Below are 13,627 nucleotides of genomic sequence, written 5' to 3'. Positions count from 1 at the left end.
AGTGTTATTGAGGTTTTGGAGTGTTTGTTTTGGAGAATGTTTAAAGGCTTGTTTTAACGAATGCGTTTGCCGCTGATGCTGAAGTGGCTCTTGATGCCGTTTCTGTCGGTATATTCCACCTGGACCTTCTGACCGCGGAGGACAAGGCGCTTTCCGGAAGCCTGCGGAGCGACGCGAACTTGGCTCTTTGCTTCGATGGAGGCAATGTCGTAAGTGGCGGCCGTCTTGGAGTGGATATCGTAGGTGTTGCCCGTGGAAGCGATTGCCTGCACGCTACCGATCAGGTAAGCGAAGGGGGCGTTCCAGTTGATGGCGACTTCGTTGGTTGCGTAGCTGCAGGAATTATCGTAGTAGGACTTAGCGGCGGCATTGGGAACGACGAATTTCTTGGCACAGTCCGTTGCACCGGAGTTAGGACCGCCAGCAATCATGCCGGGAACCGGAGCGTCGATGCCGTCGCTCTGGCTGGGGCGATGGTGCGGCTTCATCACCTGATTTACGCCGTAACCGGTAAGGTAGGATAGATCGAGGGGATTACGACCGAGAACATAGTCCACGATGCCGTTTGCGGCGTCGAGATATTTGGCGTCCTTGGTCAGGATATAGGCGTGGATGAGGAGCATACCCTTGTTCGATGCGGTGCCGTTGGAACCCCAGTTGAAGTCGCCCTTGTTGAGCGCAATGCCGTAACCATTGTTATCGAGCCCCTTCAAGTAGCTGTCGGCCGTTTCAACGATGATTGCCGTAGCGGTATCGACGAGGTCCTTTTCGAAGATATCGGGGTTCGTTGCGATGGTATAGATGCCGAGCAAATAGCTGTTCTGCCAGTTCGGAAGGCTTGCCTTTCTACGGGCGACCGGGAGTTCCTTGATTTCGTCCAGAATGTCAGGATTGGAACTGAGGCGGTACATTTCGATAAGGGTCCACATTTTGGCAGCCCATGCAACAGCGCCCGTGTAAGTTCCTGTACCGACATCGGAGGGCTGTTCATAGCTAGCGTAGGGGTTGGCCGTGGCCCAAACGACTGCCTTCTGGGCTGCGTCAATGCATGCCTTTGCGAACTCGCTGTCGAAAGGCTTGTAGATTTCAGATGCGAGAGTCATGACGGCGGCAAAGTTCCAGGTGGCTTCGATACCCTTACCGATAGCATAGCGCTGCGCGGTGGCCTTGGCCGGCATGACCATTCCTGCAAACTGCTTGGTCGTCAATTTGTGGAAAACGCCTCCGTCTTCGTCCTGCATGGTGAGCATCCAGTCCAGGTTCCAGCGGATTTCGTCAAGAATGTCGGGAACCTTGTTGCCGCTTTCGGGAATGTTCAGGTTGAGTGTCTCGAAATATGCCTTGTTATGCTGGTAAAGCTGAAGGAGTGTGTAGGTAGTAATGCCCGAGTTGACGATATACTTGCCGTAGTCGCCGGCATCGTACCAACCCTTGGAACCGTTAAAGGTCGCTTCGGTATCGGTCTTTCCCGTGGAAGCATGGTATTTGACGGATGTATCCGGGTGGCCGGCTTCACGTGCGTAGATTCCGGCGTATTCTTCGGTCAACTCCATCGATGCGCGCTGGAAGTAGAAGAACTTGATGGATGCCTTGGTGGCTTCTTCGAGGGCGTCGTCAGCAATGACGATGGGGTGACCGACTGCTTCGTCCTTCACATAGGCTTGGTAGGTGCCTGCGGTCTGAATTTCCGAAAAATCAACAAGAGATGCTGCAGTATCGCCTGCAGGTTCCCAAGTTTGTGCTTCAGGGACCTTAACCTTGAGAACTTCGGTTCCGGAGGCAGACTTGAAAACGATATCTTCACCTTCGGCTCCGATGACCGCCATTTGTTTTTGAGATTTGGTTAGAAAACCGACTTGATTCTGGTATGCGGTTGCCGCAAATGCGCTTGTGGCGAGTGCGGAGGCGATGATAGAAACCGAGATGGTTTTGTGGATATTCATAGACTCATCCTTTTTGTTTTCTCTAAATTTAAACCTTTAACAAATCTGTAGGTAGGGGGTGGAAAACAGAAAATGTTTTCACTTGAAACCACGGCATATTTTTTTAGAAAGTGTATACAGGCGTAAAAAGAAAAGTCCGCGACGAAAGTCGCGGACTTGAAAATCAGTTGTTTCTTTTTTTTAACCGAACAGCTCGGTATTACAGCTTGATGCTGCAGCCCTTGGCGTTCCAGATTTCTTCGGCGTACTGCTTGATGGTACGGTCGGAGCTGAACTTGCCCATGCGAGCGACGTTGAGGATTGCCTTTTCTGCCCAGGTCTTCTTGTCCTGGTATTCCTCGGCGACCTTCTTCTGCATGTTCACGTAGCTGCGGAAGTCTGCGCAGAGCAGGTAGTTGTCGTTGGTGAGGAGCTTGTCGGCAATGTGCTTGAACAGGTCCGGACGATCGGGGCTGAAGAAGCCGGAAGCGATCAGGTCGATCACGCGGCGCAGATCGTCGTCGTGTTCGTAGAAGTCGCGCGGATGGTAACCCTTGGCGAGGAGGTCGGTCACTTCTTCCACGGTGAGGCCGAAGATGAAGATGTTTTCGTCGCCCACTTCTTCCTTCATTTCCACATTGGCGCCGTCGAGTGTACCGATGGTGAGTGCGCCGTTCAGGGCGAACTTCATGTTACCGGTACCGGAAGCTTCGGTGCCTGCGGTGGAAATCTGTTCGGAGAGGTCTGCGGCCGGAATGATCTTTTCGGCGAAAGACACGCGGTAGTTCTCGAGGAACACCATCTTGAGCTTGCCCTTGCAAACCGGATCGGCATCGATGATGGCGGCAACGGCGTTGGCAAGACGGATGATCTGCTTGGCCATCCAGTAACCCGGAGCGGCCTTACCACCGATCATGATGGTACGCGGCATGATTTCCTTGCCGTCCTTCAGCTGGATGTACAGGTGAATGGCGTGCAGAATGTTCAGGAGCTGGCGCTTGTATTCGTGGATACGCTTGACCTGCACGTCGAAGAACGTGTTCACGTCGACATCGACGCCCTGCGTTGCCTTGAGGTACTTGGCGAGGCGTTCCTTGTTCTGCTTCTTGACGGCCATGAATTCCTTCTGGAACTTGGCGTCCTTCGCAAACTTTTCGAGCTTCCTCAGTTCGTCGAGGTCCTTGACCCAGCCTTCGCCGATCTTGGAAGAAATGAGTTCGGACATTGCCGGGTTAGCCTTGCGGACCCAGCGACGCGGCGTGACACCGTTCGTCTTGTTGTTGAACTTTTCAGGCCACAGTTCGTAGAAGTCCTTGAAGAGCGTGGTCTTCAAGAGGTCGGAGTGGAGTGCTGCCACACCGTTCACGGCGAACGAACCCACGATGGAGAGGTAAGCCATGCGGACCATCTTGCAGCCGCCTTCTTCGATGAGGCTCATGCGGGCAAGGCGAGCGTTGTCGCCGGGCCACTTGAGGGACACCTGACGCAGGAAGCGTGCGTTGATTTCGTAAATGATCTGGAGGTGACGCGGCAACAGCTTTTCGAACAGGCTGACCGGCCACTTTTCGAGAGCTTCGGGCATCAAGGTGTGGTTCGTGTAGGCAAACGTGTGCGTCACGATTTCCCAAGCTTCGTCCCATTCCAGGTTTTCTTCGTCGAGCAAGATGCGCATCATTTCGGCGATAGAGATGGCCGGGTGCGTGTCGTTCAACTGGATGGCGACCTTTTCGGGGAACACCTTCCATTCGCCTTCATGGAGCTTCTTGAAGCGGCGGATGATGTCCTGGAGCGAAGCGGAGCAGAGGAAGTACTGCTGCTTGAGGCGCAGTTCCTTTCCGTTCATGGAAGCGTCGTTCGGGTAGAGCACCTTGGAAATAGTTTCGGAAAGTTCCATGTCCTGCACGGCGGCGATGTAGTCACCGTTGTTGAAGTAGCTGAGGCCGAAGTCGTCGGTGGACTTCGCGCTCCAGAGGCGCAGGTTGTTCACGGTGTTGTTCTTGTAACCCGGAATCGGAGTGTCGTAGGGGAGGGCGAGCACGTAGTCCTTGGTTTCCCAACGGTTGCGGAGTCTGCCCTTTTCGTCCATCCAGCTCACGACGTAGCCGTACATCGGAACCTTGACTTCGTTCGACGGACGGGCGATTTCCCACGGGTTGGTGAGGCGCAGCCAGTTATCCGGCTGTTCTTCCTGTTCGCCGTTCACGATCTTCTGGCTGAACATACCGTATTCGTAGCGGATGCCCATACCGGTGGCCGGGAGTTCGAGGGTTGCCATGGAATCCAAGAAGCAAGCGGCCAAACGGCCGAGACCACCGTTGCCGAGACCTGCGTCGACTTCCTGTTCGCGGAGTTCTTCGAGGGTCATGCCGAGTTCGTCAAGAGCTTCGGAGACGGCGCTCTCCACATCGAGGTTCAGCACGGAGTTGCCGAGGGTACGGCCAATCAAAAATTCGAGGGACAGGTAGTAGACACGCTTCACGTCTTTCTGGTAATAGGTTTCCTGGGTCTTGATCCAGCGGTCGACCAGGCGGTCGCGTACAGCGTATGCCACGGCGAGGAACTTTTCGTGGTCCGTCACGGTCGCGCTATTACGAGCGAGCGTGTGGTGGATGTGGTCGGTAAAGGCCTTGCGGAAAGATTCTGCGTCGTTACCGAGAACTGCCAAATCTTCTGCTTTCTTGAATGTTTTTGCCATAAGAGGGTCCTATGGGTTAGGGTTAAAATTTTTCTTTTGTAAGTTTAGAAATTTTTACGGGGTGTGGCAAAAGAAAAAGTTAAATTAGGGAATGAATAACGATATAGAGGAAAACCCTATGAACATGAAAAAGTTTATGGCACAGCACGCTTTCCCCATGATATGCGCCGCTTTTATTACAGTCGTTATCGCTGGTTGCAGCGATGATTCGTCTAGCTCTACGCCGGCTGCACCGGAAAATCAGGCGCCAGTGTCATCGGCGGTAGATAATCCGTTGACGCCTGAATCGTCTGCATCATCTCTTTCAGAAGAATGCATTGCAAATCCTGCCCTTCCGCAGTGTCAGTCGCAGGATTCCGGAGACGCGTTTCCTGGTTCTTCGGCAACAGATCCTAATTTGCCAGATCCTGTTATTCCTACGGATTCGCCTGTAGTTGTAGATCCGACGGGTGTTATCATCAATCGCGATGTGGCTACGGCTATTCCGGGCTTACTTCCCGATACTGCAGGATTTTATGATATTGGAGACATTTATAATGCGGTTCCTTCCGAAAGCAAGATTGTTTTTGTCTTGCGCCATGCGGAACGTGAATCGGGCTTGGGACAGGAATCTCCGCTTACCGAGGTGGGAGTGCAACAGGCTATCGATGCGGGAAAGAAACTTGCGGGTGGTGACGCCTCCTTCTACTACGCCTCGACAGACTTCGTGCGTACTCAAACTACGGCACAGAAGATGGCGGAGGGGCGCGGCGAAACGGCAGAGGTTGTTACATGGAACGGCATAGACGGAGGTTATTTCCTGACGGTGCCTTCCGATACCTTGGATGCTCTTGTTTCTACTCGTGGTGGTTCGATGAGATATGTCTCGCAGTGGGCTTATGGTGAACCGTTTACGAACAACTATGTAATCGAACATGGTATCGCCACTTATTTCTACGATCTGTTTGAACGTGGAGATCAGTTTATCAACGAGGTAATCGTGGCTAACCTTCCTAGCTGGAAGCGAGTAAATGTCTTGATTTCTCATGATCTCCTGGTTGATCCGCTTGCAGTTTATGCTTCAAATCGTACTGTAGATCTAAAGTCTTATGAAACTTTTCACTGGATTAACTACTTGGCTGGTATAGCGGTCGTGGTTGATGCTAACGGGCTTGTTACGGTTATGCCTGCTCGCGGCACGGATTCGGGTGCGTTGAACACGAGAGAAGCTTACGGCACTAAAAAGTAGCCGTATTTTATGAAAGTTGCTCTTTTAGGTTCCACGGGCCTTGTCGGAAAAAATGTGTTGGCGCTGCTTGCACGGCTTCCTCAAGTCGTGCATGTATTTTGTCCTGTTCGCAGCATCCCTGAAGAAAGGCTTTCGCCTAAAATTGACTATGTGCAGGTTGATTTCGAACAAGTTAATTGTTTCATGTCCGATACGGATGTTTCGAATCGGTCAAAAATCTTGGCGGGACTTACGGGGTGCGAAGCGGTTGTCTGCTGCCTAGGAACAACCAGGAAACAGGCCGGAAGCAAGATATGTCAGGAAAAGGTTGATCTCCGGCTTCCGCTGACGCTGGCGGCTATTGCGAAAAAGGCGGGAGTAAAACATTTCCTGTGCGTGAGTGCGCAAGGCGCTGATTCGCATTCCTTTTTTTTCTACAATCGGCTTAAGGGAATGCTTGAAGAAGGCCTTACCATGATGGATTTTGAATCGCTTACCCTGGTTCGGCCATCGCTTTTGCTCGGTAAACACAAGGATAGACGCTTTGGCGAAGATTTATTGCAGAAAACGATTGGACTTCACCCCGAATGGATTCCCTCGTTTGTGCGTCCTGTTCATGCCGCAACGGTTGCCGCTCATTTGGTTACGTCTATCTTGAAACCGCCCAAGGACCATGTGTGTGTGACAGATGGTGTCAAGGGCAAGCGGATCATCTATAATCGGGTGCTAGCTAAGACGAAAGTGGATGAATTGTTTTGAGGGTTTGGAGTTTAGAGACTAGAATCTAGGGACTAATTCTCTAGGCTCTACTTAAATTTCCAGAACTTGTACAGGAATTTCGTAGTCTGAAGGGGCGTCTTGAGGAAGGCGCTTTTCTTGTATCCGCTCAGGGCGAATCCCTGAAGTACCTTGTAGAGTCCGATTTGGTCATCTCGATTGATGGCGAGTAGGAAACGGCGGAACTTGTATTCAAAGTTGTGCATCTTGCCGAAGTAGCTGTAGCAACGGTTTTCGTACTGCATGAGGAAATCTTTCGAGAGATTTTTTGCCTTGAGACCGAGGTCCACATATTCGGCGCAGAATCTGCCCGCCCTCATCGCTGCTGCGATGCCACCACCCGTGAGCGGGTTGGTGTGGTGGGCTGCATCGCCCACGAGGGCGAAACGGTCAAGGGTGTATTCCTTAAGGAAACTTGATACGGGAACGAGTCCGCCGACAGTATGGTTAATCTTGGCTCCGGGGAACAGCTTTTCGAGCCATTCCATAGTGATTTCGAGAATGTTGCCCGAATGTTTGCCTGCTGCGAGGAATCCTGCACCGAAGTTCGTCACGTTCGATTTCTGTTTCGGAAAACTCCAGATGTAGCCGTCGTTGATAAAGTCGTAGCCCTGCCAGAAGGTGAGATAGTCGGGCCTTGTCAGGAGTCCCTGCACCTGAATGTCTACTCCGGTGCATGTTTCCTGCGGTTTCTGAACACAATTTAAACCGACCATGCGACCGATACGGCTTTCGACTCCGTCGGCCGCAATAACCATCTTCGCGTAAATTTCTTGCGTACTTGTTGCGGCTACCACTCCATTTCCGTCACCCTTGCCGAGAACGACTCGGATCATACGGGAATCGCCTTCGACATTGCCCACGTATTCGGCGCGTGCACATGTCTCTACCTGGGCGCCATCATCGGCGGCAAGTTTTGCGAGCCAAGGATCAAAAATTTCACGATTCAGCATGATTCCCGTGTTCGGCTTCGGAACTTCGATATTCACACCTGCGGGCCCGTTGATGAAAAGCCCGTTGATGATGCTTTCTATGCAACTGTCATCGATTGGGCCGTATGTCTGTAAGTCCGCGAGATTGGTACTCGCTTCGCCACAGCGTACCGGATAGCCGATCTTTTCGCGCTTTTCGAGAAGTAATACCTTGTGACCTGCACGAGCTAGGTTTCGTGCAGCGACGGAGCCTCCGGGACCCGCTCCTATTACCACGACATCGTAACGGGAATCAAGCATCGTTCACCTCCAGGACCCTCAATGCACCGACTGGGCATGCCCTAGTACAGATTCCGCACTTGATGCATTTTTCGTGATCAATCTGCAAATCTAGCCCATACATGTCAAGGGCCATTTGGGGGCATATGCCGACACAGCCTGCACAAGCAAGGCATATAGACCTATCGTGAACAAGTTTCTTCATTACAAATAATATAGCAAATTCCGCAGACAGGATTAATACGGCTTTTCGCTGCTTAGGCGTTTTTGGAATTCCTCGTGACCGAGGGGCTTGTCGAAAAGGTATCCCTGCGCGTTGTGGCAGTTGATGCTCTTTAGGAAAATAGCCTGCTTTTCGGTTTCCACGCCTTCTGCGATGACATCCTTGTTCATTTCTTGTGCCATCTTGATGACATTTTTCAGGATGACTTCGTCCTGGGATTCGGGGTTTCCGATGTTGTTCAGTAGAGATTTGTCAAGTTTTACTGCATTAACATTGGAATCCTTGAGCACATTCAGGGTGGAGTAGCCGGTGCCGAAATCATCTATGGAAACCGATATTCCATTACTTTTTAGAATCTCGACAACTTTCTGCATGGCCAGATTGTCATCATAATCTGAGGCCTCGGTCAGCTCCACTTCGATGTAGGATGCATCTACATTATATTTGCCAAGTATTTCGAGAATGTTCTTTGCAAAATTAGGATTTTTTAAATGTAGTTTAGAGAAGTTCGTCGAAATGCGGGTTGGCTTCAGACCCAGATCAATCCATTTACGGAGATCCTTGCATACGGTTTCTAGTACGTAGAAATCAAGTTCGCAGATATAGCCTTCTCTTTCGAGGACGGGGACAAAGTCAATTGGCGGAACGATAGTCTTGTATCGGATCCAACGAACGAGGGCCTCGCAGCCACAGAGCTGCTTGGTGTTCAAGTTGACCTTGGGTTGGTAATAAACGACAAATTCCTTTGATTTGAGAGCGTTGTGGAATTCGCTCGAAATCTCCCTCTGGTGCAGGGACTTGATGAGCATTTCGTTGGAAAAATAGATGATGTCGGTTGTTCTAATCGTTTTGCCGACATTCATGGCTATAGATGCGTTACCCATCAGTTCGTTGATTGTGTCCTTTTCGCGGATGGGGTAGACGCCCATGCGGGCCTGAAGCCTGATGTTCATTGGCTTTGGTCCCTTGCTCAAGGTGATGTCCTGGACAGCGTATTTTGATATGAAGTCATCAACATGTTCCTTGAGGAGCAGGGCGAAGAAGTTGTCTCCGCCGAGTCGGGCGATCATTTCGTCCTCATTTAGGCCTTGTCTGGTGTTTTCGGCAAAGATCCTGAGCGCATTGTCGCCCATCGGACTGCCTAGGGACTTATTTATATACTTAAAATTCTTGAGGTTGATGAAAAGTCCGGTATAGTTATGGAATTTTCGTTGGGCCTGAAGCTTTCCGCAGAAAGCAAGTAATCCGGACTGGTTTACTGCGCCCGTCATGAAATCGGTCTGGGCTGATTTCATGGCTATGCCGGTAAGTCTTGCCTTGGCTCCGTGGACATAAAGATCCCAAGTGAGCATCTGGAGAGCTTTCCGTTCTTCGTCCGAAAAGTGGTGCCCCGGGATGGGATGAATGTCTATGGTAAAAGTCCCTTGTTCGCCAGTACTGAGAGTTTCTGCAATTTCGGTATTTTGGGGGATGATGGGCAAGATTGTGGTGTCGTGGTAGAGAATCTGCTTGCCGCATTCGGAAGTCATTCCAAGTTGAGAGGGGGGCGGAAGCAATCCGCAGGCGAGGTAGGCCACATTAAGTGTTTGGACGAGAGGCTGTATATTCTGAGCGGTGTAGTTGTGAAAGTCCTTGGCAGAGGCGAAATTGCCTGCAATCTTTCTTCTGAAATCCCAGTAAAGGTCGCTGCACAATAAAAATTCCATACATCCTCTTTGACCTATAAAATGGCCGTAATCCAAAAATACCGCGCCAAATTTAGAATTTAGGGTTTGTTTTTGCAAGTTTTTTTTGCGGCTTACATAAATTGCGCATGAAATGTAAAAAAGAAGCGTTCAAACATGTTAGTCATGTCTAATTTATCCGGGGGGAGGACTACCACCAATCGTTCCATTTGAAACGGATTAATTTTACACTATATGTTTAAAATTCTATCTTTTTGCCCGCATTTAAAGAGGTAATCTCCTATGAGTAATGAGGCAGAAAAGCCGAATTTCATTACGACCTCTCTTGACTTTCTGGTCAACTGGGGCCGAACGAACTCCCTGTGGCCGTTCCCTTATGGAACTGCCTGCTGCGCAATCGAATTTATGAGTACCGAAGTGGGCCGCTACGACTTGTCCCGTATCGGGTCTGAATACGTGCGTTTTACGCCGCGTCAGTCCGATGTGCTGCTTGTGGCCGGAACCATTTCCTATAAGCAAGCGCCAATACTCAAGCGCATGTACGAACAGATGGCCGAACCCCGTTGGGTGATCGCCATGGGTGCCTGCGCCAGCTCCGGTGGTTTCTATGACTGCTACTGCACTGTGCCGGGCATTGACCATATCATTCCGGTGGACGTGTACATCGGTGGTTGCCCCTCCCGTCCGGAAGCGTTCTTCGAGGCGATGTTTGACCTCCAGAAGAAGATCAAGGATGAGTCCTACATGAAGCAGCGTGCCGAACGCGTCAAAGACCAGCTCGAAATGATCAAGGCGAAGACCGAACAGGCGAAGGCGGAAGCCCGCGATTTTGCCCGTGAAAAGACTGCCGAAATCAAGGAATTCGTAGCTGAAAAAGAGCAGGAACTTGTCAAGAAAGCACAGTTCTGGAAGGAGTAATGATGGAATCCGTGATTGACATTCTAGAATCCAAGTTTGGTGGCAAGAAGGACGATGCGGCCAAGTGGGATGCCTGCGTGGTGGTCCCGAAGGAATACCTGCACAATGCGGTCGAATTTTTGAAGAACGATCCGTCGATGCAGTTCGACATGCTCCTCGACCTCGCCGGTATCGACTACCTGACTTACCCGAACCATGAAGGTCCGCGTTTTGCCGTGAGCTACGCTTTTAAGAGCATGAAGAATCCGGGCCGCCGCGTTCGTCTTAAGGTGCTGGTCAGCGAAGCCGACCTGAAGGTGCCGACCCTTACAGATTTGTATGCAAGCGCCAACTGGCTCGAACGCGAAGTCTACGACCAGTTCGGTATCGTGTTCGAAGGACACCCGGACCTGCGCCGCATTTTGAACCATGTTGAATTTGTGGGCCACCCGCTGCGCAAGGATTATCCTGCCCAGAAGCGCCAGTGGCTTTCGACGAGCGATTTCTTAATTCCGGAACTGGAAAAGCGCCTGGAAGACAAGGGCTACAAGGTGATCCAGCGCTCCAAGGAAATCATGCCTGTCGAAGAAGAATATCTTGAAGGGAGTATCAGAGAATGATCGTACTTGACCCGAATGGCGAAAAGATGAACCTGATGGCCCTGAACGTGGGCCCCACGCACCCGGCGACTCACCACTGCGTGCGCCTGCTGGCTGCCCTTGATGGCGAAACCATCGTGGCCGGTGTCCATGAAATCGGCTTTATGCACCGCGGTTTTGAAAAGATGGTCGAACGCGGCACTTGGCAGCAGGTAATCCCGTACACCGACCGCTTGAACTACTGCTCTGCAATGATGAACAACATTGCATTCTGCCGCGCAGTCGAAAACATGTATGGTATCGAAATCCCGGAACGCTGCAAGGTGCTCCGCGTGATTATCAATGAACTCTCTCGCATTAACGACCACTTTATTTGCACGGCTGCTGCCTTCCAGGACTTGGGCGGCACCACACCGTTCATGTACGCCTTCAATCCGCGTGAAGAAATCATGCTGATTTGGGAAAAACTCACGGGCGCGCGCCTCACGAACAGCTTTGCCCGCATTGGCGGCCTCTACCGCGACAGCTACGACGGCTTCGAAGAAGACGTGCTTACTGCGTTGAAGTCGGTGGAAAAGGCGCTTAAGGACCTGCATGCCTGCTTGGACCGTAACCGTATCTTCCTTGACCGTACCGTGGGCGTCGGCAAGATTTCTGCCGAACGCGCTATCAGCTACGGCTGGACCGGTCCGTGTCTCCGTGCGACGGGTGTCGAAAGCGACCTCCGCAAGGACGAACCTTACTACGACTACGAGACCTACGACTGGGAAGTCGTGGTGGGAACCCAGGGCGATGCCAACGACCGTCTGCAGGTGCGCCTTGCCGAAATTGAAGAATCTGTGAAGATTGTGCGCCAGGCCCTGAAGCGCCTCGCTCCGGGCCCGGTCGACATCGTCGACCCACGCATCCGCGTGCCCGCGCACAAGCTTGCCTACCAGGACATGGAAGCCCTTATCGGCCGCTTCAAGAGTGTGTACGAAGGTGTGCGCGTGCCCGAAGGCGAATACTACTGCGCAAGCGAATGCGCGAACGGCGAACTTGGCTTTACCATCGTGAGCGATGGCAGCGGCCACCCCTACCGCATCAAGGTGCGTTCCCCGTCGTTTGCCCATGTGTCTGCATTTAACGAACTGGTCGAAGGCCTGACCCTTGCCGACTCCATGGCAACTCTGCCTGGCCTCAACATGATTGCTGGAGAACTTGACCGATGACACAACATATTCAAGGTGCAGTTCAGTTTGTATCGAATAACCATTTGAAGTTTGACGGTCCGAGCGAAGCGATTCCCGCGCTCCCGGATCCGGGTCAGACTTTTGGCTACGTGAACAAGCCTGTTCCGCAGCCCGCTCCGAAGGAAGTGCTCGCAAAGCTTGACACTCCCGAAATCAAGGAACGTTGCGCCGACTTGCTCAGCCGCTACCCGGTGGGCCAGGGCGCTCTGCTTGAAGTCCTTTGGCTGGTGCAGGGCGTGTTCGGCTGGGTTCCGACCGAAGGTATCCGCTGGGCGGCTAATGTTTGCGGTTGCGCTCCGGCTCACGCTCTCGGCGTTGCCACTTTCTATACCATGTACAACCACGCTCCCAAGGGCAAGTTCCTGTTGCAGTTCTGCCGCAACATCAGCTGCGCTATCAAGGGTGCCCAGCCGCTCATCAAGTATGTGGAAAACAAGCTTGGCGTTAAGTCCGGCGAAACTACTCCCGATGGCATGTTTACCGTGCTCCAGGTGGAATGCCTGGGTAGCTGCGGCAATGGCCCCATGATGCTCGTGAACGATGACTTCGCCACCGACGTGGTAGACGGTCAGCTCAAGATGAAGCGCGGTACGACTCTGACCGAAGCAAGCATCGATCGCATTATCGACTGGTGCAAGGCCCATGCGAATAACGTGCCGAAACACGACGTGCTCGGCGGAATCGTGAAGGGCCACGGCGGCCACCCCGGTGCTCCGGGTGCCACGGCAAAGCCGCTGGGCTGTCATTTCCTTCCACGCCCGCTTCATCACGGGAGCCAGGGTCACGCCCTCCAGGCCGGTCTGAATGCCCAGCAGGAACCGGTTCGCCGCAATATCCATCCAGGCGGCGGTGCCGGTGATGTGGGTCACGTTGGCCCAGCCGTGCTTGGGGTTCTCCGGGCCGACGATGTTGCTTGCCCAGGCGTACGGCTCTGCCCGGTAGGTCTGCAGGCCCACCCGCTCCAGTGCCTTCTGGGGAGCCAGCAGGGTGTAGTACTCCCATGCTTTGTCGCCGTCACCCAACAGTGCCTGGGCGATGACGGCCCAGCCATTGGCGTGGCAGAAAATAGCGCCGTTTTCCCCGTTGCCGGGGTTATAGCCGGTGAAGGGATCGGTGACCTCGGGGTAGGTCTTAAACCCGGGGTAGACCAGCCGCAGGCCGGTGTCTGTCTTGAGAATG

10 protein-coding genes and 2 pseudogenes are annotated in these 13,627 nt (G+C 52.5%); 6 read left to right on the top strand and 6 right to left on the bottom strand.

Going from position 1 to position 13,627, the window contains the following annotated elements; all coding sequences use genetic code 11:
• Positions 1-53 precede the first annotated feature (53 nt).
• Both Q0628_RS11480 and Q0628_RS11475 read right to left on the bottom strand, forming a co-directional pair.
• Positions 54-1,943, bottom strand: a complete 1,890-nt coding sequence (locus tag Q0628_RS11480; RefSeq protein ID WP_298771141.1) for a glycoside hydrolase family 9 protein — start codon at positions 1,941-1,943, stop codon at positions 54-56.
• 199 nt (positions 1,944-2,142) lie between these two features.
• Entirely contained in the window at positions 2,143-4,617 is a 2,475-nt protein-coding gene (locus tag Q0628_RS11475; RefSeq protein ID WP_298771139.1) for a glycogen/starch/alpha-glucan phosphorylase, read from the bottom strand.
• Positions 4,618-4,735: 118 nt separating this feature from the next.
• Between Q0628_RS11475 and Q0628_RS11470 the strand changes: the two genes are divergently transcribed.
• Together Q0628_RS11470 and Q0628_RS11465 are read left to right on the top strand one after the other, a co-directional pair.
• On the top strand, positions 4,736-5,845 hold the full coding sequence (locus Q0628_RS11470) for a histidine phosphatase family protein (RefSeq protein WP_298771137.1): 1,110 nt from the start codon (positions 4,736-4,738) through the stop codon (positions 5,843-5,845).
• 9 nt (positions 5,846-5,854) lie between these two features.
• Positions 5,855-6,583 carry an NAD(P)H-binding protein gene (locus tag Q0628_RS11465; RefSeq protein ID WP_298771135.1) on the top strand — a complete coding sequence of 243 codons (729 nt, stop codon included), beginning with the start codon at positions 5,855-5,857 and terminating at the stop codon, positions 6,581-6,583.
• 47 nt (positions 6,584-6,630) lie between these two features.
• Here the strand turns inward: Q0628_RS11465 and Q0628_RS11460 are convergent, their stop codons facing one another.
• Genes Q0628_RS11460 through Q0628_RS11450 form a run of 3 tightly spaced genes read right to left on the bottom strand, consistent with a single transcriptional unit; the run spans position 6,631 to position 9,741 of the window.
• Complete coding sequence (locus Q0628_RS11460) at positions 6,631-7,833, bottom strand: NAD(P)/FAD-dependent oxidoreductase (protein WP_298771133.1); 1,203 nt, start codon at positions 7,831-7,833, stop codon at positions 6,631-6,633.
• On the bottom strand, positions 7,826-8,017 hold the full coding sequence (locus Q0628_RS11455; protein WP_298771131.1) for a 4Fe-4S binding protein: 192 nt from the start codon (positions 8,015-8,017) through the stop codon (positions 7,826-7,828). The genes Q0628_RS11460 and Q0628_RS11455 overlap by 8 nt, the downstream gene beginning before the upstream one ends.
• Positions 8,018-8,049: 32 nt before the next feature.
• Positions 8,050-9,741, bottom strand: a complete 1,692-nt coding sequence (locus Q0628_RS11450) for a bifunctional diguanylate cyclase/phosphodiesterase (RefSeq protein WP_298771130.1) — start codon at positions 9,739-9,741, stop codon at positions 8,050-8,052.
• 261 nt (positions 9,742-10,002) lie between these two features.
• On the opposite strand from Q0628_RS11450, the gene nuoB reads away from it, so the two are divergent.
• The 4 genes and pseudogenes from nuoB to Q0628_RS15760 all read left to right on the top strand — a co-directional run.
• Complete coding sequence (gene nuoB, locus Q0628_RS11445) at positions 10,003-10,638, top strand: NADH-quinone oxidoreductase subunit NuoB (RefSeq protein ID WP_298771128.1); 636 nt, start codon at positions 10,003-10,005, stop codon at positions 10,636-10,638.
• A complete protein-coding gene (locus tag Q0628_RS11440) occupies positions 10,638-11,237 on the top strand; it encodes an NADH-quinone oxidoreductase subunit C (protein WP_298771126.1) in 600 nt (199 codons plus the stop codon). Before nuoB ends, Q0628_RS11440 begins: the two co-directional genes overlap by 1 nt.
• On the top strand, positions 11,234-12,427 hold the full coding sequence (locus Q0628_RS11435) for an NADH-quinone oxidoreductase subunit D (protein WP_298771124.1): 1,194 nt from the start codon (positions 11,234-11,236) through the stop codon (positions 12,425-12,427). The genes Q0628_RS11440 and Q0628_RS11435 overlap by 4 nt, the downstream gene beginning before the upstream one ends.
• A pseudogene (locus Q0628_RS15760) lies at positions 12,424-12,960 on the top strand (NAD(P)H-dependent oxidoreductase subunit E); the annotation flags it as partial. The gene Q0628_RS11435 and the pseudogene Q0628_RS15760, both read left to right, overlap by 4 nt.
• Positions 12,961-13,314: 354 nt before the next feature.
• Here Q0628_RS15760 and Q0628_RS15755 read toward each other — a convergent pair.
• Positions 13,315-13,599 (bottom strand): annotated as a pseudogene (locus tag Q0628_RS15755) (glycosyl transferase); the annotation flags it as partial.
• Between the last annotated feature and the right edge of the window lie 28 nt (positions 13,600-13,627).

It is taken from the genome of uncultured Fibrobacter sp. (genome assembly GCF_937877005.1).
GTDB lineage: Bacteria > Fibrobacterota > Fibrobacteria > Fibrobacterales > Fibrobacteraceae > Fibrobacter.
This window is presented reverse-complemented; position numbering and strand designations above follow the sequence as displayed.